The 20,848-nt window shown below is 65.4% G+C and carries 20 protein-coding genes; 11 read left to right on the forward strand and 9 right to left on the reverse strand.

All coding sequences use genetic code 11. The features are described 5' to 3' along the window. The first annotated feature begins 29 nt into the window (after positions 1-29). Together U5782_RS14865 and U5782_RS14870 are read left to right on the forward strand one after the other, a co-directional pair. Positions 30-956: a LysR family transcriptional regulator gene (locus U5782_RS14865; protein WP_322044587.1), complete on the forward strand. Its 927-nt coding sequence runs from the start codon at positions 30-32 to the stop codon at positions 954-956. 73 nt (positions 957-1,029) lie between these two features. Further along, the gene (locus U5782_RS14870) at positions 1,030-1,611 is read left to right on the forward strand and encodes a phosphotransferase-like protein (protein WP_322044588.1); all 582 of its coding nucleotides are present in this window, start codon (positions 1,030-1,032) and stop codon (positions 1,609-1,611) included. A 77-nt stretch (positions 1,612-1,688) separates the two neighbouring features. Here the strand turns inward: U5782_RS14870 and U5782_RS14875 are convergent, their stop codons facing one another. After that, positions 1,689-1,931: an iron chelate uptake ABC transporter family permease subunit gene (locus U5782_RS14875; RefSeq protein WP_322044589.1), complete on the reverse strand. Its 243-nt coding sequence runs from the start codon at positions 1,929-1,931 to the stop codon at positions 1,689-1,691. Positions 1,932-2,360: 429 nt separating this feature from the next. Here U5782_RS14875 and U5782_RS14880 point away from each other — a divergent pair, with 429 nt between their 5' ends. Beyond that, positions 2,361-3,236: a helix-turn-helix transcriptional regulator gene (locus tag U5782_RS14880; protein WP_322044590.1), complete on the forward strand. Its 876-nt coding sequence runs from the start codon at positions 2,361-2,363 to the stop codon at positions 3,234-3,236. Between the two features lie 256 nt (positions 3,237-3,492). Continuing rightward, positions 3,493-5,244, forward strand: coding sequence for a methyl-accepting chemotaxis protein (locus U5782_RS14885; RefSeq protein ID WP_322044591.1), 1,752 nt, complete (start codon positions 3,493-3,495; stop codon positions 5,242-5,244). A gap of 65 nt (positions 5,245-5,309) precedes the next feature. Here the strand turns inward: U5782_RS14885 and U5782_RS14890 are convergent, their stop codons facing one another. Continuing rightward, positions 5,310-6,272: a response regulator gene (locus U5782_RS14890; RefSeq protein ID WP_322044592.1), complete on the reverse strand. Its 963-nt coding sequence runs from the start codon at positions 6,270-6,272 to the stop codon at positions 5,310-5,312. 395 nt (positions 6,273-6,667) lie between these two features. On the opposite strand from U5782_RS14890, the gene U5782_RS14895 reads away from it, so the two are divergent. Then, positions 6,668-7,165 (forward strand): acyl-CoA thioesterase, encoded by a 498-nt coding sequence (locus tag U5782_RS14895; protein WP_322044678.1) that lies wholly within the window; start codon positions 6,668-6,670, stop codon positions 7,163-7,165. Between the two features lie 78 nt (positions 7,166-7,243). Here U5782_RS14895 and U5782_RS14900 read toward each other — a convergent pair whose 3' ends face one another. Together U5782_RS14900 and U5782_RS14905 are read right to left on the reverse strand one after the other, a co-directional pair. After that, entirely contained in the window at positions 7,244-8,701 is a 1,458-nt protein-coding gene (locus U5782_RS14900; RefSeq protein WP_322044593.1) for an ATP-binding protein, read from the reverse strand. 451 nt (positions 8,702-9,152) lie between these two features. Beyond that, positions 9,153-10,139, reverse strand: a complete 987-nt coding sequence (locus U5782_RS14905; protein ID WP_322044594.1) for a GlxA family transcriptional regulator — start codon at positions 10,137-10,139, stop codon at positions 9,153-9,155. Between the two features lie 150 nt (positions 10,140-10,289). On the opposite strand from U5782_RS14905, the gene U5782_RS14910 reads away from it, so the two are divergent. Then, positions 10,290-10,931, forward strand: a complete 642-nt coding sequence (locus U5782_RS14910; protein WP_322044595.1) for an HD domain-containing protein — start codon at positions 10,290-10,292, stop codon at positions 10,929-10,931. An 82-nt stretch (positions 10,932-11,013) separates the two neighbouring features. After that, positions 11,014-11,472 carry a hypothetical protein gene (locus U5782_RS14915; RefSeq protein ID WP_322044596.1) on the forward strand — a complete coding sequence of 153 codons (459 nt, stop codon included), beginning with the start codon at positions 11,014-11,016 and terminating at the stop codon, positions 11,470-11,472. A gap of 72 nt (positions 11,473-11,544) precedes the next feature. Here U5782_RS14915 and U5782_RS14920 read toward each other — a convergent pair whose 3' ends face one another. Together U5782_RS14920 and U5782_RS14925 are read right to left on the reverse strand one after the other, a co-directional pair. Then, positions 11,545-11,853 (reverse strand): high-potential iron-sulfur protein, encoded by a 309-nt coding sequence (locus tag U5782_RS14920; RefSeq protein WP_322044597.1) that lies wholly within the window; start codon positions 11,851-11,853, stop codon positions 11,545-11,547. 114 nt (positions 11,854-11,967) lie between these two features. Beyond that, positions 11,968-13,200, reverse strand: coding sequence for an MFS transporter (locus U5782_RS14925; protein ID WP_322044598.1), 1,233 nt, complete (start codon positions 13,198-13,200; stop codon positions 11,968-11,970). 108 nt (positions 13,201-13,308) lie between these two features. On the opposite strand from U5782_RS14925, the gene U5782_RS14930 reads away from it, so the two are divergent. The 3 genes from U5782_RS14930 (at position 13,309) to U5782_RS14940 (ending at position 17,791) form a co-directional block, all read left to right on the forward strand. Then, complete coding sequence (locus U5782_RS14930) at positions 13,309-14,190, forward strand: LysR family transcriptional regulator (RefSeq protein WP_322044599.1); 882 nt, start codon at positions 13,309-13,311, stop codon at positions 14,188-14,190. A 113-nt stretch (positions 14,191-14,303) separates the two neighbouring features. Continuing rightward, the gene (locus U5782_RS14935; protein WP_322044600.1) at positions 14,304-16,079 is read left to right on the forward strand and encodes a diguanylate cyclase; all 1,776 of its coding nucleotides are present in this window, start codon (positions 14,304-14,306) and stop codon (positions 16,077-16,079) included. 161 nt (positions 16,080-16,240) lie between these two features. After that, the gene (locus tag U5782_RS14940) at positions 16,241-17,791 is read left to right on the forward strand and encodes an EAL domain-containing protein (RefSeq protein ID WP_322044601.1); all 1,551 of its coding nucleotides are present in this window, start codon (positions 16,241-16,243) and stop codon (positions 17,789-17,791) included. Between the two features lie 25 nt (positions 17,792-17,816). On the opposite strand, the gene U5782_RS14945 is transcribed toward U5782_RS14940, so the two are convergent. Together U5782_RS14945 and U5782_RS14950 are read right to left on the reverse strand one after the other, a co-directional pair. After that, the gene (locus tag U5782_RS14945; protein ID WP_322044602.1) at positions 17,817-18,446 is read right to left on the reverse strand and encodes a GNAT family N-acetyltransferase; all 630 of its coding nucleotides are present in this window, start codon (positions 18,444-18,446) and stop codon (positions 17,817-17,819) included. 120 nt (positions 18,447-18,566) lie between these two features. After that, positions 18,567-19,214, reverse strand: coding sequence for a GntR family transcriptional regulator (locus U5782_RS14950; protein ID WP_322044603.1), 648 nt, complete (start codon positions 19,212-19,214; stop codon positions 18,567-18,569). 102 nt (positions 19,215-19,316) lie between these two features. On the opposite strand from U5782_RS14950, the gene U5782_RS14955 reads away from it, so the two are divergent. After that, positions 19,317-19,793 (forward strand): OsmC family protein, encoded by a 477-nt coding sequence (locus tag U5782_RS14955; RefSeq protein WP_322044604.1) that lies wholly within the window; start codon positions 19,317-19,319, stop codon positions 19,791-19,793. Between the two features lie 26 nt (positions 19,794-19,819). On the opposite strand, the gene U5782_RS14960 is transcribed toward U5782_RS14955, so the two are convergent. Continuing rightward, positions 19,820-20,734: an SDR family oxidoreductase gene (locus tag U5782_RS14960; protein WP_322044605.1), complete on the reverse strand. Its 915-nt coding sequence runs from the start codon at positions 20,732-20,734 to the stop codon at positions 19,820-19,822. Positions 20,735-20,848: the final 114 nt, after the last annotated feature.

A 20,848-nucleotide genomic window follows, 5' to 3' on the forward strand; every position in this document is an offset into this window, starting at 1 on the left:
GCAATCCAGTCAAGGGAGATCAACCGACCATGCTGCACGGCATCGCCTTGCGCTACTTCGTGGAAGTGGCACGCACCGGCTCGCTCGCCGCGGCGTCGCAGACGCTGCATGTGGCGATTTCCGCCATCAGCCGGCAAATCGCCAAACTGGAAGAGGACGTGGGCACCGCGCTCTTCGAGCGCATGCCGCGCGGCATGGTGCTGACCGAGTCGGGCGAGCGGCTCGCCGCCCATGCGCGCCGCGCGCTGCTCGAAGCCGACGCGGTGCTCGCGGAAATCGCCACGGACCGCGCACTGGGCCGCGGCATCGTGCGTCTGGGCTGCACCGAGGGTTTCACGCGCTCCTTCCTGCCGAGCGTGCTCGCGCATCATCACGCGGCCTTGCCGCAGGTGCATTTCATGTTGCGCGCGGGCACGCCCGCGCAGGTCGAGCATTGGGTCGCGTCGGGCGAGGTCGATCTGGGGCTGTCGTTTACGGGTGGCGATCCCGCGAAAGTGAGCGTGGAGTACAGCGCGCAGGCCAGCGTGTGTGCGCTGCTCGATGCGACGCACCCGCTCGCGCAACAAGACACGCTCACGCTTGCCGATCTCGCGGCTTACCCCATCGCGCTGCTCGAACGCGGCAACACGGCGCGCCAGTTGATCGACGCCTGCTGCGCGCGCCAGGGGATCGAGCTGAACCCCATCCTCACGAGCAACAATTCGAGCGCGCTGCACGCGTTCGCCGCGCTCGCGGGCGCGATCACGCTGGGCAGCCGGCTCTCGCTCGCGGGGCTGACGGCGCTCGCCGACGAACTCACGCTCGTCGCGCGCCCCATCGACGAACCCGAACTGCGCCAGCGCAGCCTCTACGTGACGACGATGCGCGAGCGGCGTCTGTCGTCGGCGATCCAGAGCGTGCTCAAGGCGCTGATCGAGGCGATCGAATCGTCAGGCCTGGGAGAGGCGGCCCCTTGATCGCGTAAGGCCGCGCGGCACTATACTGAAACGGCCCGAGCGCGCCGCGCCCGCCTTGCACCGCGAGGCCCAGATGCCAACGACTCAACCCCAGGGCCGACCGGATCAGAACGGTCAGCACGAGCCCAACGGCCAGCCCGACCCGCGCGGCCAGATCATCGTCCTGAGCGGGCCGCCCGGCAGCGGCAAGACCGCCGTGACGCGCGCGCTCATTCCGCTGCTGCCCCAACCGGTTGCCTGCATCGAGGGCGACCGCTTCTGGAAATTCATCGTCAAGCCCGACGCCCGCGAGCGGCACGAAAATTTCCGCATCCTGATCCGGTCGATGACGGCGGCCTGCCTGCCGTTCGCACGCTCGGGTTTTCACGTCGTGCTCGACTTTTCGGTGCCCCCCGCGATGCTCGACACGCTGCGCACGATCGTCAAGGACATCCCGCTGCATTTCGTACTCCTGCGCCCGAGCATCGAAACCTGCGCGCTGCGCGCCGCCGGGCGCGACGCGGGCAGAATCGCCGAGTACGAGAACCTGCGCGGCTTTTACACGCTTTTTGCGGGCGAAAGCGCGGGCGATGCGCTCAACGACGATACGGCGTCCCCCGAAACCATCGCCGCCGATATCGTCAGCGGAGTCGCGGCGGGAAGGTTCAGACGGTAGTCGATCAAGCCGATTTCGCGTTGTTCGATGAGGCGAGGCGGGTCGCGTGAAGGCTGGGCGCGGCGCAGGGCCACACACTAGCGCGCGAGCGACACCATCAGATACAGCCCGCCCGCGATCATCGCCAGCAGGCCCGCCGGCATCTGCAGGGGGAACAACAGATTGCGACCGGCCCAATCCGATAACACCATCAGCAGCGCGCCAAGCAGCGCCGATGCCAGCATGGCCGGGGCCGCGCGGCGCACGCCCATCTGCCGGACCATGTGCGGCGCCATCAGGCCGATGAACGAAAGCGGGCCGACGACAAACTTGTAGCCCACTGCGTACTGCGTGCGGCGGAAATAGTCGTCGTTCGGGTTACCGATGTACGTGCTCGGGCTGATCTTGCCGTTCGCGTTTTAGGTGTCGACGCCGCTCACCGGCAACGAGCCGAACCGGCAACCCGCGCTGCCCCGTCATGTTGTTCTTACGTCCCTTCATCGTCGCTTTACCGAATGAATGTTAATGATAATGCTTCTTATTCCATTTGCGAAAGCCAGAAAATCCCGGACAATGGCGTCACGGGCACCAGCGAATGCGCTTTTCGGGGGGACTTGAGCTTGTTGGAAGACGGTCGGCGGTATGCACAGCGATTGCGACCTGTCGGATGTGAATGATACAAGGGCCTGAGTCGCAGAGGTGGACAACTTCAGACGCCCAAAGGACAATAATCGTCCGCTTCAGATGTTTTTACTTCTTTATCGAATCAAATGGCCACCATCGCCGATACTTCTCCTGCTCCCAACGTGCGCCGCGAACTCCCTAACGTGTTCGGCCAGGCCATCGAGTACGAGTCGGGCACGCGCGAAGTTGCGCATACGCATCCGCGCGCGCAACTGCTCTACGCCACGAGCGGCCTGATCCGCGTGCGCACGCCCGGCGCGAGCTGGATCGTCGGCCCGGATCGCGCGCTGCTGGTGCCGCCGCGCGTCGAGCACGAACTGGAGATGGTCGGCCAGGTTGCCTTTCGCACGCTCTATATCGAGCCCTGCCCGATTCCCGATGGTGAAGAAGCGCGCCTGCTGGCCGTCAACGGCCTGCTGCGCGAGGCGATACTCGCGATGATGGCCGAGCCGGTGCAACGCCATGCGCCAGGCAGCCTCGCCGACGTGCTCGCGCAACTGATCGCCCATCTCATCGCCACGGCGATCGCACAACCGGCGGGCGCGGCGCCGACACTCACAACGGACGACCTCGATCTGGCCAACGCCGCCGCCGACGCTGCCCGCCTGCCCATGCCGCAGGACGCGCGCTTGCAGAAGATCTGCCAGGCCTTGATCGCGAACCCGGCCAATGCGGAGTCTCTGGAGCATTGGGGCGACCGGCTCGGCGCGAGTTCGCGCACGCTCGCGCGGCATTTCCAGCGCGAAACCGGCATGCCCTTCGCGAGATGGCGCGAGCAGATGCGCGTGTGCGAGGCCATGTGCCAGCTCGCCACGCTCACGCCGATCCCCGAAGTGGCTGCGCGCCTGGGTTACGCCGATGCGAACACCTTCGCGGTCATGTTCAAGCGCGTGCTCAACATCACGCCGCTCAAGTATCAGGCGATGATGGGCGCGCCTGCGGGAGAGGCTGCGCGACGCTGATCGATCTCGGCAGATTGTTGTCCATGCAACGTTGATCGACCGGGGGCGGCGTCTTTTGATCAGACAAATACCCGCTTGCCGCACGTCGACAACGCCTTTAAGCAAACGCGCAAAAGCTTATCCAGCGCGCATTACATGCCTTCAGTTCTCCCACCTTCGCGCCGATAAACATGTCGGGAAGGCGGCCATGTATCGCCTTGCACCATGAACCTTGGGCTGCCGCACGCAGCAGCCAGGCCTGGAGGATACGGAGAACGTGAAGCGACTGTCGTTGAATCAAAAAGCGTGGAGCATCGTCGCGCTGCTATGGATCGCCCTCGTGGTGATGGTCGTCGCCAATGCCATCATGACGCGCACAGGCATGCTCGACGACCGCACGGGCACGCTCGCCCAGGAGACGCAAACCGCGCTCGGCGTGGTGAGCTTTTATCAGAAGGAGGCGGCGCAAGGCCATCTCTCCGTCGACGATGCGAAGCGTCAGGCCATCGCCGCGCTGCGCGGCCTGCGCTACGGCGCGGACCAGAGCGGCTATTTCGGCATCTATGACAGCTCGGCCGTCGCATTGCTGGTGCCGCCAAAGCCCGAACTGGAAGGCAAAAGCCAGGCGAACATGGTCGATCCCTACGGCACGCACGTGGCGCTGGAGATCGTGAAGAGTTCGTCGGCGGGCGGCAATCACGTGAGCACGTATGTGTGGCCCAAGCCGGGTCACAGCAGCCCGGTCGAGAAGATCACCTACGCCGACGTCGTGCCCGACTGGGACTGGCATCTTTTCACGGGTGTCTATGTCGACGATATCGACGAGGCTTTCCAGGGCGCGCTGATTCGCAATCTCGCGCTCGTCGCGCTGATCGGCGTGGCGCTCACGCTCGGCATGCTCTGGCTGATCCGCAGCATCCGCGCGAGTCTCGGCGGCGAGCCCGACTACGCCACCGATATCTGCGAGCGCATCGCCGCGGGCGATCTCACGGCGCAGGTGCGTCTCGCGCCCGGCGACGATCGCAGCCTGTTGTACGCGATGAGCCAGATGCAACATCAGCTCGTGGACACGGTGCAACGCATCCAGACCTCGGCCGAATCGATCACGACGGGCGCGCAGCAGATCGCCGCGGGCAATCTGGATCTGTCCTCGCGCACCGAAGAACAAGCCGCGTCGCTTGAGGAAACGGCCGCCAGCATGGAGCAATTCACGGCCGCCGTGAAGCACAACACCGACAATGCGCGCCAGGGCAACACGCTCGCCGCCAATGCGTCGGATGTGGCCGCGCGCGGCGGCGAAGTGGTGCGTCGCGTAGTCACGACCATGCACGGCATTTCGCAGACCTCGCAGCGCGTGGAGCAGATCATCGGCGTGATCGATGGCATCGCGTTCCAGACCAATATCCTCGCGCTCAATGCCGCCGTCGAAGCGGCGCGCGCGGGCGAACAGGGTCGCGGCTTCGCGGTGGTCGCGGGCGAGGTGCGCACGCTCGCACAGCGCAGCGCGAGCGCCGCCAAGGAGATCAAGGATCTGATAGGGCAGTCGGTCACGCAGGTGGCGGAAGGCTCGAAACTCGTCGACGAAGCGGGCGCGACGATCGATCAAGTCGTGCAGTCGGCGCGGCGCGTGGCCGATCTGATGGGCGAGATCGCGGCGGCGTCGGAGGAGCAGCACACCGGCATCGAGCAGGTCAATCGCGCGGTGGCACAGATGGACGAAGTCACGCAGCAGAATGCGGCGCTCGTGGAAGAAGCCTCGGCGGCCGCGCAGTCGATGGCGGCGCAGTCGGGCGGCCTGCGCGAGGTGGTGGCGGTGTTCCGGGTGGGCGCGCAATCAGCAACGGTGGCTGCGTCGCCCGTATCGCCCGTAGCGAGCACGGCGCGCAAGCCTCAAGCGGCGAAGGCTGTGCCCGTACCCGTCAGGCAGGAGAAACGCGTAGCGGCCCAGCGTAGTCCCGCCCTTAAGCCTGCGCCAAAAACCTCCGCGCCCGCCACGGTCGGCAATGAACAGGACTGGGAAACGTTCTGATGAGGACAGGGCGCGCGATTAACGAAAATTAAAGCGCGCGCCCCGCATAAGGTATCGAGAGAAGCTCAGGCTTCTCGTTGCGCCCGCAACCATTGCGCATAGGTATCGAATCCCGGCGCCAGATTCACGCCTTCGATGCGCGTCCAGCTCGTATAGATATCCTGCGAGCCCGGCACCGGTTCCGGCACGGCAAACTCCACGCGCTCCATACCCGGGCGATACGCCTCGTTGGGCCAGAACACCGGCATGATGCGGCGCCCTTCCATTTCGTCACGCAAGGCGCCAGGACCACCTTCGTCGGTCACCACGTCGCATTGCGCGTCCCAGTCGTGCGCATCCCACGCGAGGAACACGCCAGCCTGGCCGAGTGCGTCGAAGGTCAGCACTGCGTTCTGTTCGGGCCGCCAATAATATTCGACGATGCGCTCACGCTGCGCGAGCGCATGCAGCACCTCGTTCGTGCGCCGGTCCGCGTAGACCGCGCCCACCCCGTGCACGCCGATATGGCCATGCTGCGCGCAGAACTTCTGCTGCGCGTTGGCGAGCGCCTGCGTGAGCTTGCGCGTCATGGCCGGATCGGACTTTTTGACGTAGAAGTGAATGAGGCCCGCATTGAAGGCATCCACGGCGTGCGATTCGTCGGCGGTGCCGGTCAGCAGAATGCGCGTGCAGTTGGCGTCCTTCACCGAAGCGAGGAACTCCAGCCCGTCCTGCCCGGGCATGTCGTAGTCCACCACGATCGCGGCCACGTCCTCGAAGCGCGTGGCGTCCGCCATCGCGTCGTGGCCTAGCGCATTGCCGCCCTTCTTTTCGAACTCCGACCACGCCGCGCCCGACATGGGGCTATGGCGTGCGCTACGCGCGCTGGCCGCTTCGATGAACGCGCGCGCCTCGGGCTGCGAGGTAAAGAAGTGGTGGGTGGCCGCATGCGGGAAAAAACCGCGCAATGCGTGAAGAAAATCCGCGCTGTCGTCGAGAAAGACCACGGATACGGGGTAGAAAACCGGCTGCCTGACGATCGAACTCATGTATATGCCTCATTGCTCGCGACGGTCTGCGAAATATTCTGCGTCGTGTTTCTGCCTCGTGGTCCTGCCTCGCCAACACCTGTCAGGCCGATCCACGCGCAACGCATCGCGATGCCATCGCTGCCAGATTATGCGGCCTCGCGAGAGGCTCGGCAACCGTTGTCCCTGCGCTGTTGCACCCGCTGCTGCACCTTATGCCACATGCACGTCAAGCCCGCCTCGCGCACGAAATCGTTTGCGCGCACGCAAGGCGACGCTATGTGGATCACACGGTATTGGCGGCCAGTAAACGTAACGAGAACGCGACGAGAATTGGGGGCATGTCTTCAAACATCGAAGGCATGCGCGGCCGCCGCCAGCGGCCATTCGCAACATTCGCATCTGGAGTTCATCTTATGAACGCACGTGAATCGATTCCCGCAGTGCTCTCCCGTGGCGCCAACGGCTTTTCCGACGAGATCATGGAGGCGACGCCCACCAAGACCTTCCATCACGTCATCGATATCTACCTCAAGGACTCGAATGCCTTCATGAACACTTACTTCGCCCGCTACTTCGAGTGGCAGGGCATTTGCCGCGAACGCTGGTTCCACGAATGCATCCATAACAACCTGCTGGCGGCAGGCGGCGTCTTCGTCACGAAGCGCGCGCATCAGGAATATGTGCAAGAGACGTTCCCGTTCCAGCGCGTCGATTGCTACATGAACACGTTCCAGGTGCGGCAATGCTCCGCGTATCTCGTGTTTCGCTTTTGCGTGGACGGGCGTCCCGTTTCGCTCGGCTACCAGCAGATTCTCTTTGCCGGTACCGACAAGCGGATTCGCCGTTTCCCGCCGGGGATCATCGAGCGCGTCAAGGAATATGAAATCGTTCTGCCGGTTGCCCGCCGCTAAGGCCACAGTCTGCATCGCGATCAAGACGCACCCATGTCGAAGCCGGGCAATGACTGAACGCTGACGGCCTCGACCTCATCAACCCGCGTAATCCTGCCCCGCCGTCCAGCGGCGGGGCTTGCCCGATGCATCGTCGATCGCACGATCCGCGGACGAACCCGGCTCCGGCAGATACAGCGTGAAGGTAGTGGCCACGTCCTGCACCGACTCGCAGGCGATCGTCCCGCCCAGTGCGTCGGCCACCCGGCGGCAGAACGCCAGCCCCATGCCCGCGCCCTTGCCATGCGACTTGGTCGAGTAGAACGGCTCGAAGATGCGCGGCAGCACATCGGCCGGAATGCCCGGTCCCGTGTCGCTGAAGCGCAGCACGCAGTAACCGGCCTCGCTGGTCGCCTCGATCTCCACGTTGCCCTTGCCGCCCGTGAGGATCGCATAGAGCGCGTTCTTGAGCAGGTTGAACAGCACGAACACCACCAGCGAATCCGAGCCCGAAAAGCTCAGTTGCGGATCGATCGGCGACACGTGCACCAGTTCGCGCTCGCCCGGACGGAAGGGAAAACGTTCGAGCGCCGCGTTCACGCAGGAGCGGATCGGATAGGCCTCGAAGCTGCGGCGATCGAGCCGGTCGAGCGTGAAGGACGCGAGCGACATTTCGACCACGGTGCTGGTGCTGTCCACCTGTCGCCGGATCGACGTCGCCAGCGACGAAATCCGCTCCGACTGCCCCGGATAAAGGCCATCCACGCAAAGCTGATGCTGCACGGCGAGCTGATAGCCGCGCATGAGTTCGGGCAACACGTTGCCGATCTCTTCCGCATGCATGCCGATGGCCGCGAGCGGCGTGGCGACCTCATGCGCGACGGTCGCGGCGATCAGATACGGGCGCATCAGGCCATAGCGCACGATGGTGACGGCGAGGAGCCCCAAGCTCACGGCGATGAACACCGCGCCGACCGGATAGAACGCGATGCCGTAGTTGACCGCGTAGTCGGTCGCGGCCACGCCATAGAGGCCGAGACTGAAGAGACACAGATCGAGCAGCCGGCGACGATCGCGCGCCTGAGTCTGACGGCGCGCCGAAAACAGCAGCCAGCCGCAGCGCAGCGCGAGCAGCACGGTCTGCGCGACGTGCACCGGATGCAGCAGCCCGGCATGCGGATACTTGCCGAAGAAGAACGTACCGTAGCCCGCCACCACTTCGTCGCTCACTGCGAGCAGCATGGCGAGCACGAGGCTCAAGCCGTAGGACGCCACCAGCAGCGGCCGCTCGCTGCGCCGCGCGGTGACCTCGATCGTGAAGTGATAGTAGGTGGTCGGCAGGAACAGGATAAACAGGTAGCCGAACTTGACGAGCGCGTCGGCGAGATCGGCGTCGGCGGTCTGGAACAGGAAGGCCCAGGTACCCTGCCAGACGAAGGTGGTCGCGCACATCAGCGCGAACGGCACCGAAAGGCGCGAAACGCCTTCCGTCAGGAGCACGTACACGCCGAATCCGAGAAACAAGGCGGATACGAACGCGGGCAAGATCGAATACATAAAGGTTGTCGCGTGGATTCTTGTTTTCGTCGCCCGGCGCGTGGCGTCGGCGCGCCGGCACTGCCTGTTGCACTCGCGCATCGGCGAAGTGGCGGTCGGTCTGCTGCGCCCGCGCCAGATCGTCTCGTGCGCAACCATCGCGCCTCGACGACCTCGCTGGATCCGTGCGCGTCATGCGCTGCATGGTTCATGCCGTATGCCCCAAATCGGGGCGTCCCCGTACGGCTTCGCTTTGGCTTTTGCGGGTGCGTCTGAATCGTGTGATGCGGGATTGGCTGCGCGCAGACTCACCGTCTGCCGGGACGCGCATGCCGTCTGCATGGCTTGCGCAGCCGTCAAATCCTTGGTCGCGATTATCGCCGGGATCGACGAAGTGTGTCCGAAAATTAACCTTCTCCTGGCATTTTGATGCCCGACGAATCGGCAATGCGAAGCAATCCGCATACCGAAGTCAAACCGGCTCCTCAGCAGGGCCGCCGAAGCGTCGTCGATACTCGGCAGGCGACACGCCAACGTGCTTGATAAAGGTGCGCCGCAGCGTATCGGCGTTCGCAAACCCGCAACGCGCGGCCACGCGTTTGGGCGCTTCGCCCCCCGCCTCAAGCAGCGCGCGCGCGGCGTCGACGCGCACCGCCTCCACCCACGCCGCGGGCGTGAGACCCACCTCGGCCTGGAACAGGCGCGCGAAATGGCGCGAGCTCAGTCCCACGCGCGCGGCCAGATCCGGCACGCGATGCGCGAGCGCCGGATTCGCGGCCACCCAGCGCTGGACCTCCTGGAGCGCCGAGCGCCCCGCCGGACGCGTCTCGCCCTTGCGGCTGAACTGCAACTGGCCGCCGGGCCGCTTGAAGAACATCACGAGCTGGCTGGCCACCTGCATGGCGATCTCGCGGCCCAGATCCTCTTCGACGAGCGCCAGCGCCAGATCGAGCCCGGCCGTCACGCCCGCCGCCGTGCGCAACTTGCCGTCGCGCACATAGAGCGAATCGGCTTCGATGGCGACCGTGGGGCAGGCCTGCGCGAGCGCCTCCACGCTGGCCCAATGGGTGGTCAGGCGGCGCCGCTCCAGCAGGCCGCTGGCCGCCAAAGCGAAGGCGCCGGTGCAGACCGAGCCGAAGCGCCGCGCGCGCGAGGCCGTCGTGCGCAGCCAGTCGCGTACGCGGGGCGCAAGCTGGGCCGTGGCGGCATCGGGCGCGCCGGCCACCAGCAGCGTGTCGATGCGCTCCTGGGCGCGCTCCGGTGGCTTGCCCGCCACCTCGTCGGGCAACAGGCGCACGCCCGACGAGCTGCGGATCGGCCCCGGACGGCAGGCGACCACGCGCAGGTCGTAGTAGGGGCGCCCCGCCTCGATATTGGCCTGCGCGAACACGTCGAGTGGTCCGCTCACATCGAGCAGCTGTACGCCGGGCAGCGCGAGAATGGCGATGATTTTCGGCATGGGGTCGGGCTCCTGCGCGAGGCTCGCAGCACACATTCCAGCATGTGTCCGGATCGCGCGCGAAATGGCAGAATTCGACTGCCTCAGTCAATTGAGGACAATGCTAGCACAGGCCAGAATGGATTCCATTCCCCCCAACGGAGTCTGACCATGAGCCTCGATCTTGCCATCCCCACCATTCCCGATAGCCAACTCGCCCGCGAAATCACCGAATTCGTACGCGACACCGAATCGCCCCTGCTGTTCCATCATTCGAGCCGCGTCTACTACTTCGGCGCACTCGCGGGCCAGCATCGCGGCCTGAAGTTCGATCCCGAACTGCTCTACGCAGGCGCGATGTTCCATGACGTCGGCCTCATGCATTCGCACAGCAGCGAGCACGAGCGCTTCGAGGTGGACGGCGCGAACGCGGCGCGCGATTTCCTGCGCGCACGCGGCATCGCGCAGCACGATCTCGATCTGGTCTGGACCGCCATCGCGCTTCACACCACGCCTGGGATTCCTCAGCATATGCATCCGGTCATCGCGCTCGTGACAGCGGGCGTGGAGATGGACGTGCTGGGCCTCACGTATCACGAATACAGCGAGGCCGAGCGCCACGCCGTCGTGCATGCGCATCCGCGCACGGAGCACTTCAAGGAGGACATCATCCAGGCTTTCTACGACGGCATTCGCCATAAGCCCGCGACGACGTTCGGCAATGTGAAGGCCGATGTGCTCGCCGACAAGGACCCGCATTTTCATGCCGGCAACTTCTGTAGCGTGATCCGCTGCTCGGCCTGGCATGGTTGAGGCGTGATTTCACGCCCGCGGGGTCCGGAAAACGAGCTAAACCGTATATACTGTTTAGCTCGTTCCTGATCGAGTTTTTCGCATGTCCACCGTCATTGCCCGCAAGCCCACCAAGAAAGCTTTTTTCTTCCCGACCTCGGCCGACGCAAAAAAAGCGCAACGTAAGTTGACGACCAAGGCGGAAACGCCTTCGAAGTCCGCACGCGCGGAGAAGGCCAGCCGCACGAAATCCGCCGCGAACGACGCGGCTGCGGCAAAGCTGGCCAGGTCGGTTGCCGCTCAGGACGCCGCAATCAAGACCAAGGGCAAGCGTACGAAGAAAGAGAAGGTCATTCGTGACAGCTTCACGATGCCCAGGACCGACTACGAGCGTCTCGCGCTGCTCAAGCGCAAGTGCCTGGACGCTGGCGTCACGGTCAAGAAGAGCGAGTTGCTGCGCGCCGGCCTGCAATTGCTCGATTCGGCTTCTTCGAAGCGGCTGCTCGCCGCGCTTTCGGCGCTCGAAACCGTCAAGACCGGGCGTCCCGCCAAGGGCGAATAAAAGCCAGGTTCCTGGCGTTCATGACGGCGCGTGCAGGTCGATGCGCGCCGTCCGACTCCGCCATCTCCAGGCTTACATGGTGCTATACGAACTGCACCACCCTGCTGCGGCCACCCGCTTGCCGCTGAACAGCAGACAATCTCCCCACTTGTCGTCCGTCGACGCCTGAAACAACGAACAACTCTTGCAGTCCTGGCCCGGTACATAAGCCGGAAATTGCTTTCGATCCACGCTCGTGGCGACTTCCCGGTAGCCGAGGCGCCGGGCCTGCTCATCCGATTCGGCCAGTATGGGCTCCTCCGCCCGGGCTTCGCTGGCGACCACGACGGACGTAGCCGAGCAAAGACTCAGTACAAGGAATTTTCGACGCGAGATAGTCATGGCGGGGAATGACGCTTTCAATATTGATGGGGAGATCGTTGTGGCTCGCCAAAAGCGGCGAGCACCGATTATCCGCCAGTGTCGCAGGCTGCCCCACTTCGTGCAGCGCGGCGCTCACTTCGCGTGAGTCGCTACGCGCGCGGCCCTCGCCTGCTTGCGCGCGACGACCATCGCCAGCACCCCGCATGCCGCCAGCATCGCAAACGAAAAACCCGCCACCGACGGCCATTGGCCGTTCTGCCAGAACCAGCCGCCCCACGATCCCAGCACGCTCGACCCGAGGTAATACGCGAGCAGATAGAGCGACGTAGCGTGACCTTTCGCGCCATCGGCAAGCTGGCCGACCCAGCCGCTCGCGACCGAATGCGTCGTGAAGAAGCCCACGGTGAGCACGACGATGCCGAGCACCACGGGCACGAGCGCATGCGAGAGCGTCAGCGCGAGCCCCAGCGCCGCCACGATCACGCCGCCGATCAGGATGGGTCCGCGCCCGCAACGATCCGCGAGCGCACCCGCTGCCGTCGCCGCCACGATGCCGAACAGGTAGGCGCAGAAGATCAGGCCCGTCTGCGTCGCGCTCAGATCGAAAGGCGGCAACAGCAAGCGGAAGCCCGCGTAGTTGTAGATCGTCACGAAGAACCCCATGGCGAGACAGCCCGTAGCGAACACGGCAGGCAACGTGGAAGCCGACAGATGCTTGCGCCACAGCGCGAAATGATGCGCGGGATTGAGGCTCGCGCGCCGCACGAAGCGGCGCGAGGCCGGCAGCAGCAGGACGAAGGCGATGGCCGCGGCCATGTCGATCACGCCGATCGTGAGCATGGCCGTGCGCCACGACAGGTGTTCGCTGAGCCAGCTCATGCCCACGCGCCCCACCATGCCGCCGAACGCGGTGCCGCCCACGTAGAGACCCATCGCGAAGCCGAGTCCTGCCGCTGAAATCTCCTCGGCGAGATAGGCCATCGCCACGGCGGGCACGCCGCCCAGCGCGAAGCCTTCGAGCGCGCGAGCAATGAGGATGCCATGCCAGCCGGGCTCCAGCGCGGCGAGCACGTTAAAGAGCGCGGCCAGCATCATCGACGCGAAGATCAGCCCACGCCGCCCCACGCGCTCCGAAAGCGCGCCCGCACACAGGATCGATACGGCGAGAAAGCCGGTGGACAGCGAGAGCGCGAGCGAGCTTTGCGCCGCGCCGACATGGAATTCATCGGCGAAAACAGGCAGCAGCGGCTGCACGCAATAGAGCAGGGAAAACGTCGCAAAACCCGCCAGAAACAAGGCGATGCTGATGCGCCGGTAAGCGGGGGAGCCGGGGTTGACGCCCATGGCGGGCGAGGTGGAATTCATGATGACGATGCCTCACGGCGATGGCGGAAAACGAGGCAAATTGTCCCGCCGCCTCGCTATACTGTCCAATATATGGAACCCGCTAACGCGATATGTTTTAGCACTGGCATGGAACTCCGACATCTTCGTTATTTCGCCGCCGTCGCGGCCGAACGCAACTTCACGCGCGCCGCAGAAAAGCTCGGCATCGGGCAGCCGCCGCTCAGTCAGCAGATCAAGAGCCTGGAGCGCGAACTAGGCGTCGAGTTGTTCGTGCGCACGCCCCAGGGCGCCGATCTCACGGCGGCGGGCGAGGCGTTTCTCGTCGAGGCGCGCCGCGTGCTCGACGACGCCGAGCGTGCCGCCCATGTCGCGCGACGCGCGGCGCGCGGCGAATCGGGGCAGATCCGCATCGGCTTTACCGGCTCGGCCGCGTTCAATCCGCTCGTGCCGAATCTGATCCAGCGTTACAAGGCGCGCTTTCCCGCCGTCGAACTGACGCTCGACGAAGCGAATACGCCCCTGCTGCTCCAGGGTCTCGCGGACGATCGCCTCGACGCCGTGTTCTTTCGCCCAGGACGCGACAGTACGCCCGCGTTGCCGGGCCTCGCCATGCATCATTTCCCCGACGAGGCCATGAAGATCGCGCTGCCTTCGTCGCATCCGCTCGCCGCGCGCCGGCGGCTGCCGCTCGCGGCGCTCGCGCGCGAACCGTTCGTACTGGTGACCGGCCCCGCGGGCGCGACACTGCACGACGAGATCGTGCGCGCGTGCGCCGAAGCCGGCTTCAGCCCACGTCTCGCACAGCCCGCGCCGCAGGTCTCCTCCGTGGTCAACCTCGTGGCGGCGGGACTCGGCGTGTCGATCGTGCCCGCCGCGATCGCCCAGGTGCAGGTGAAGGGCGTGCGCTACCTCGACGTCACGGGCGTGCGCATGCGCGCGCGGCTCGCGCTGGGCTGGCGCGAAAACGATCCTTCCGCGACGCTGCGCCAGTTCATCGCACTGACCTGAGCGAGGCCCAGGGCCGTCACGGCGCTCGCATCATGGCGCGATGCTATCCTTGACGCCTTACCCGCAAGCCACGCCGCCACGCGGCGGCATAACGTCGAGGGGTCGGGGCAGCCATGCAGCGTAGCGCGAAGCGCACAGTGGGCCAGACGCGGCCCGACCGCTTTTCCAGCATCGTCATGAAAGGGCCCCGGCTCGTGGTGACGGTATGCTTTGTCGGCGCGATGCTGCTGTTGACGCTCGTCGGCGTGCGCCAGCTTTACAACATGACACGCAACGACCTGCAAAGCCGTCAGCGCGACCTCGAAGTGCGGGCCGTTGGCGTGGATGCGCTGATCGAGGCCGAACGCCGCCGTCTGGTGTTCCTGCGCAACTACGCCGAGCACGTGCTCGCCGCCAACGAGCAGCAGTCGCCCGCCCAGCAATCGGCCGTGATGGCGGCGCTGGCCGTCTCCACGCAGCCGGTGTGGCATGTCGGCGGGGCGCTCGGCGGGCCGAACGTCTACGGCACCAATGCAGCCGGCCTTGCCGGTCTCGAAGGCTTCCAGCGCGACCCCGCCACGCTGCCCGCCGACATCGCGCTCGCGCGCGCCATTAGTCCGCTCGTGCAGATCAGCCAGCACGCCGACGCCGTGCAGAGCACCGTGGCCTTCATCTCGTCGAACGGCCTGTTCGTGATCGCCCCCGAGGATGGCAGCCGGACCGCGCAGGCATTGTTGAAGCGCTTCAGCACCATGAACTACTATCGCGGCCAGTTACCCGCGCAGAACCCCGCGCGCGACATGCTCTGGACACCTGTCTATACCGGCCTGAAGCAGGGCGAATCTATCTCGACGCTCAGCGCGCCGGTCTACGTGGGCGACCATTTTCGCGGCGCGGTCGTGATGGATCTCACGCAATCGCGCCTGCTGTCGCTCCAGCTCGCCTCAGGCAACCCCGACGACGAGGACGACGACGATCCCGTTGAATTCGGCCTCCTGAACAGTAACGGCAACGTGGTGTATTTCCGCAACGGCGTGCTCACCGAACAGCGCCCCGCCCGCTTTAGCCCGGCGCTCCTGCAAATCGCGCACGGCTCGGTCGATCGCTGGATGCAGAACGGCTCAGGATACGTCGAGCATCACGGCACCTACCTGCTCTATCAGCGCGTCGGCCAGTCGCACTGGATGCTGATGGCGCCCACCGACAACACGGAACTGCAGCTTGCGGCAGCGCGGCGCGTGTTCAGCAGCCCCGTGATCGCGGCGTGGGCCGTGCTGCTCCTGCTGCTGATGGGCACGCTGCGCATCGTGACGAATATCTTCGGCCATTACGTGGAAGCGAGCGAGCGGCTTGAAACCCTCGCGCGCAGCGACCCGCTCACAGGGCTTGCGAACCGGCGACGCTTCGAAGAGGCCTTTGCCGAAGCGCTCGAACGCGCGCGGCGCGCGCAAGGCAACCACGGCGACACGCCTGCGCAGATGGCCTTCCTGATGCTCGACATCGACTTTTTCAAACGCGTCAACGACCGCTACGGCCACGCCGCTGGCGACCGCGTACTGACGATCCTCGCGCAAATCCTGCGTGAGAATCTGCGCAGCGTCGATCTGCCCGCCCGCGTGGGCGGCGAGGAATTCGCCGCGCTGTTGCCCGATACCGATCTCGCGACGGCCACCGCCGTGGCCGAGCGCGTGCGCTGCGCAGTCGTTGCGCACGCAAGCGATGCCGACGCGAGCACCACGCCAATCAACGCCGATGCGATCGCCTTTACCGTATCGATCGGCGTCGCCGCGAGCCCCGCAGACTGCGCCGCCGACTACGAGGCGCTCATGCAGGTCGCGGACCGGCGCCTCTATATCGCGAAAGAAAGCGGGCGCAATCGCGTCGTGCACGCCGATTTGCAAACGCATTGAGCGCGGCCTCGCACGCGCCTTTGCCTCATTTCATGCGCAACGAATGACGCATGCGCACCGCCGGCACAGCGTCGCGCGAAAGACGTTAGGATCGGCGTGCCGTTCCCCTTCGTTCCCTCGCACCCGGCACGCGCCCATCCGGCATGAAAAGCAGATTGTCCATGCTGGTCACGTTCCTTATCGTTTCGCTCGTCCTGGGCGCGGCATTCATCGCGATCGCGTGCGCCACAGACGCGGTGATCGAGCAACATCAGCGCGGCCAGGTGGATGAATATTCGCGCCGCGCGCTCATGCGCGCCGAAATCGTGACCGCCGAAGCCGAGTCCGCGCTGCGTATGCTCGCGCCCTATGACGGTACGCCCTGCACGCCCGAACATCTGCAAACGATGCGTCGCGTCGAGGAGCAACACCGCTATATCCGCAGCGTCGCGTGGACCGACGGCGAGAAGATTCGTTGCTCGTCGTTGCGCGGCATGGCCGAGAGCACATTGCCGCCCCCGCAATGGACCTACCGCAATAACTTCACCGCATGGCAGACGGAAACCGGCAAGCGCGGCAATGAAACCCTCATGCTCAATATCCGCCTCGCAAACCATATCGTCGTGGTCGATCCGCGTTTCTATCTCGACATCGTGCCGTTCGACGACACCATCGAACTCGCGCTGCTCGAATCGGTCGACGGCTCGATCGTCACGCGCTGGCCGCGCGCCGATCCCGCGCTCGTGCACGCCGCACTGTTCCGCGAGCCACACACGCGCTTTTTCGAGCATCGGTACTACGTGGTCGGCCGCTCGCAGCGCTACCCGCTGGCGGTGGTCGCGTACGAGCCCGAGGATCGCGTGCGCCCCGACCTCGCCGCGCAGATCAGGATCGCTATCGCGCCCGTGCTGCTCGCCAGCGCATTGGGGACCTGGCTCGTGCTGCGCTGGCGCCGCAAGCTGCGCACACCGCGTCACGCGTTGCTGGAAGGCATCCGGCGGCGCCAGTTCACCGCGTGGCTGCAACCGCTCGTCGACTTGCGCACGGGCCGCTGCGTCGGCGCGGAAGCACTGGTGCGCTGGACACTCGCGGACGGCACCGTGATCGCGCCCGACACCTTCATTCCGATGGCGGAATCGCTCGGTTTGATCCAGCCGATCACCGACCTCGTCGTGCAGTCCGTGTTCGCGGGTGCGGGCACGCTGCTCACGCAGCGCCGCGATCTGCACGTATCGATCAACGTCACGCGCGACGATCTGATCTCCTCGCGCGTGCTCCAGACGCTCAACGCGTGCTTTGCGAAATACAACGTGCACGCCGACCAGATCTGGTTCGAATGCATCGAGCGCGCTTTCATGGACGCGCAGCGAATCGGGCCGGTTTTGCAGGGCTATCGCGACGCGGGCCACAAGGTTTTCATCGACGATTTCGGCACCGGTTATTCGAGCCTCGCCTATCTGCACGCGCTCCCAGTGGACGGCATCAAGATCGACAAGTCCTTCGTCAACGCGCTGACCTCGGGCTCGGAGGTCAACGCGATCGTGCCGCATATCATCGGCATCGCGCACGAACTCAAACTCGCGATGGTCGCGGAAGGCGTGGAGCTCGAGGCGCAGGCGGAGTATTTGCGCGAGCACGGCGTGCAGATCGCCCAGGGCTGGCTCTATGCGAAGGCGATGCCCGCGGCGGATTTCGTGCGCTGGGTCGAGGAAAACGCCGTAAAAACAGCGTAAAAAAGTGCGCCGGGGCGACCGACGTTCAGCGCGCCGCCGTCGCTCCCGCATGCGCGAACGCGGGCTGCATGCGACCGAAGAGCGGGCTCGCGCCAGCAGGTTTGCTCAGGATTGCGCTGTCGTAATCACGCCCCGCGAAGCGCACGACATCGACCAGACTGAAGCCCTGCGAGCGATAAAACGCCACCAGTTGGGCGGCAGGAAACGGCGTGTCGAGCGCAAGCTGCGTGAAGCCGCGCGTGGCGGCCCACTGGCCGGCGAACGCCAGCAACGCACGGCCGATACCGCGGCTCTGCCAGGCCGGCTCGATGCCGAATTGATGCAGCGACGCCACGCCGCGCTGCCGATATTGCTCGCACGGCGAAGCGCCGTCGCGGCCTTCGAGCGTCATCGTGCCGACGATACGCCCATTGCACACGGCCACGAAGCAGTCGCCCGCCAGCGCACGCTGGCGCGTGGCGCTCGCCGCCTGATCCACACAGGCGCAGTGCAAACCGAGCGACGCAAGCCGCGCAAATGCACGATGCAGCAGTTGCGTCAGGAATTCCCACGAATCGCGCTGCGGATCGAAGCGTCGCAGCACCAGACGGCCGATGCCGGGCTGATTGCAGATGATCCGATCGTGCTGGCGTTGCGGTGCGCGCTGTGTCGACATGGCCTCTCCCGTCGTTTCCATGCAGGCCAGTCTAGGTTTGCGCGCTGGGGGTCACAAGAAAAAATGTCGTAAAAAAAGCCGTGTTATGTGTGAATGCGAGGGCACAGCAGTGCCGTGATATCACGCCGCCTGTTGTGCGACCACGGCCAGCGCGATACGCCGCGCCGATTCGATATGCGCCGCCGTGAGGGTACGCGCCAGCCGCGCATTGCGCGCGAGACAGGCTTCGAGAATGCCGTTGTGTTCGTGCTGAAACGCGGGCGTGTCCGCCAGCAAGGTGCGTTGCAAACGCTCGTAGCGCTCCACCTGGTGACGCAGCTCGCGGATCGTCGCCAGTTGGCGCGCGTTGCCGCATGCGCCATACAGCAGTTCGTGAAACTCGCGGTTGAGCTCGCCCTGCTTGCGGTGCGTCTGCGCCTCGCCCAGCAGACGATGCACGAGTTCGGCGCGGGCCAGCGTTTCGTCGTCGATACGCTTCGCGCTGCGAAATATCGCGTCGCCTTCCAGCAGCACGCGCAGATCGTAGATTTCGGCGATGTCCTGTGCGTCGAGCATGCGCACCACCGCGCCGCGATTGCGGTAGATCTCCACCAGCCCTTCGCGCTCCAGCCGCTGGATCGCCTCGCGCAAGGGAATGCGGCTCACCTCGAAACGTTCCGCCAGGTCGCGCTCGACCAGCCGCTCGCCGGCCGCGAGCTCGCCTTCGACGATCAATTCCCGCAACGCCGCCGCCACGGCCTGAGCCGTCGAATCGAATCTGGCTTCCATGTTCCGCCCGCGCCTTCTGCTTTGTCTAAACGGGATAATGGTATACCAAATAGACAATCAGTGAAATAATGAACCGACCCACGACAGCATGGAGAGCTTGAGATGGCGCACAAGGAACACAACTACGCGGTGACGGTGCGATGGACCGGCAATCGCGGCACGGGCACCTCGGGTTATCGCGACTACGACCGCGATCACACGATCGAGTCGGCGGGCAAACCGACCATCGCGGGGTCGGCCGACCCCGCATTTCGCGGCGACCCCGCGCGCTGGAATCCCGAAGATCTGCTGGTGGCGTCGGCCAGCGCGTGCCACAAGCTCTGGTATCTGCACCTGTGCGCCGACGCGGGCATCGCCGTGCTCGCCTATGTAGACGAGGCCCAGGGCACGATGATCGACAGCGCCCAGGCGGGCAGTTTCAAGGAGATCGTGCTGCGCCCGCGCGTGACGATCCGCGCGGGCGACAACCGCAGTCTCGCGGAGCATCTGCATCACGCCGCGCATGAGCAGTGCTATATCGCGAACTCGGTCAACTTCCCGATCCGCTGTGAGGCGGTGGTCGAGGTCACGAGCGCGTGAGGGAGTCGTAGCGCAAAGCCGCGCGATCAGCCCGCCAGCGCGGGCGGGCGCGGCGCGTAGTAGTGCGCCTGATCGAGATCGGCGGCAAGACCGCATTCGCGCGGCGTCCAGCCAAGCTGCGCGCGGGTCCATTCGCTCGACGCGGGACAGTCGCGCCCGAAGAAGAAGCCGAGCCAGCCGAAATGCGCCGCTGCTTCCTCGCGCGACTTCGACACCACGGGCAGCGCGAGATGCTTGCCGATCAGTTCCGCAAGCGTCCTGGCCGGCACACCCGCGTCGTGCACGGCGTGATAGCGCGCGCCCGCTTTACCCGCTTCAAGCGCAAGTCTGAAAAGACGCGCCGCATCGCGTCGATGCACGCCGGGCCAACGGTTCTCGCCCGCCTTGATATAAGCGGATTCGCCACGCTCGCGCGCAATGTCGATCAGGCGCGGCACGAAGCCATGATCGCCTTCGCCGTGCACCGACGGCGGCAGCCGCACGAGCGACGCGCGCACGCCTTGCTGCGCGAGGGCAAGCGTGGCGACTTCGGAGGCCGCGCGCGGAATCGAATGCGCCCCCACCACGGCAGCGAGATCTTCGGTGATCAGCGGACTGTCGATCAGCGCGATGCCCGAGGTCACCACAAGGGGTTTATCCGTGCCCGCAAGCGCCGCGCCTATCGCCTCGATCACGCGCACATCGGTGGCGCAACTGGCTTCGAACTGACTGAAATCGTGGATAAAGGCGGTGTGAATCACGCCGTCGCAACGGCGCGCGGCGTCGGCGAGTCCGGCCGCATCGGCCAGATCGCCGCGCGCCACGGTCGCGCCCATTCGCGCTAGAGTAGCGGCAGCCTGGTCGCTGCGCGCGAGGCCGAGCACCGTATGGCCGGCCGCGAGCAGCTCCTGCACGACCGCCGATCCCACAAAGCCCGTGGCGCCGGTGACGAATACCTGCATGGCAATCTCCTTTCCTGGTTCGGCTTCAAGATCTTCGATACGCCGTTTGTCGCCATGACAGGGCGATCGAATGCGGAGATTCTGGAGTGCGCATGCGGCACGAAAAAGCCGGGA

It is taken from the genome of Paraburkholderia sp. J67, from assembly GCF_905220265.1.
Classification (GTDB): Bacteria; Pseudomonadota; Gammaproteobacteria; order Burkholderiales; family Burkholderiaceae; genus Paraburkholderia.

Excerpts from the sequence above, each read along its gene's own strand:
- U5782_RS14865 (WP_322044587.1), top strand. The coding sequence starts at position 30 with ATGCTGCACGGCATCGCCTTGCGCTACTTCGTGGAAGTGGCACGCACC.
- U5782_RS14870 (WP_322044588.1), top strand. The coding sequence starts at position 1,030 with ATGCCAACGACTCAACCCCAGGGCCGACCGGATCAGAACGGTCAGCAC.
- U5782_RS14880 (WP_322044590.1), top strand. The coding sequence starts at position 2,361 with ATGGCCACCATCGCCGATACTTCTCCTGCTCCCAACGTGCGCCGCGAA.
- U5782_RS14890 (WP_322044592.1), bottom strand. The coding sequence starts at position 6,272 with ATGAGTTCGATCGTCAGGCAGCCGGTTTTCTACCCCGTATCCGTGGTC.
- U5782_RS14895 (WP_322044678.1), top strand. The coding sequence starts at position 6,668 with ATGAACGCACGTGAATCGATTCCCGCAGTGCTCTCCCGTGGCGCCAAC.
- U5782_RS14900 (WP_322044593.1), bottom strand. The coding sequence starts at position 8,701 with ATGTATTCGATCTTGCCCGCGTTCGTATCCGCCTTGTTTCTCGGATTC.
- U5782_RS14905 (WP_322044594.1), bottom strand. The coding sequence starts at position 10,139 with ATGCCGAAAATCATCGCCATTCTCGCGCTGCCCGGCGTACAGCTGCTC.
- U5782_RS14910 (WP_322044595.1), top strand. The coding sequence starts at position 10,290 with ATGAGCCTCGATCTTGCCATCCCCACCATTCCCGATAGCCAACTCGCC.
- U5782_RS14915 (WP_322044596.1), top strand. The coding sequence starts at position 11,014 with ATGTCCACCGTCATTGCCCGCAAGCCCACCAAGAAAGCTTTTTTCTTC.
- U5782_RS14920 (WP_322044597.1), bottom strand. The coding sequence starts at position 11,853 with ATGACTATCTCGCGTCGAAAATTCCTTGTACTGAGTCTTTGCTCGGCT.
- U5782_RS14925 (WP_322044598.1), bottom strand. The coding sequence starts at position 13,200 with ATGAATTCCACCTCGCCCGCCATGGGCGTCAACCCCGGCTCCCCCGCT.
- U5782_RS14930 (WP_322044599.1), top strand. The coding sequence starts at position 13,309 with ATGGAACTCCGACATCTTCGTTATTTCGCCGCCGTCGCGGCCGAACGC.
- U5782_RS14935 (WP_322044600.1), top strand. The coding sequence starts at position 14,304 with ATGCAGCGTAGCGCGAAGCGCACAGTGGGCCAGACGCGGCCCGACCGC.
- U5782_RS14940 (WP_322044601.1), top strand. The coding sequence starts at position 16,241 with ATGCTGGTCACGTTCCTTATCGTTTCGCTCGTCCTGGGCGCGGCATTC.
- U5782_RS14945 (WP_322044602.1), bottom strand. The coding sequence starts at position 18,446 with ATGTCGACACAGCGCGCACCGCAACGCCAGCACGATCGGATCATCTGC.
- U5782_RS14950 (WP_322044603.1), bottom strand. The coding sequence starts at position 19,214 with ATGGAAGCCAGATTCGATTCGACGGCTCAGGCCGTGGCGGCGGCGTTG.
- U5782_RS14955 (WP_322044604.1), top strand. The coding sequence starts at position 19,317 with ATGGCGCACAAGGAACACAACTACGCGGTGACGGTGCGATGGACCGGC.
- U5782_RS14960 (WP_322044605.1), bottom strand. The coding sequence starts at position 20,734 with ATGCAGGTATTCGTCACCGGCGCCACGGGCTTTGTGGGATCGGCGGTC.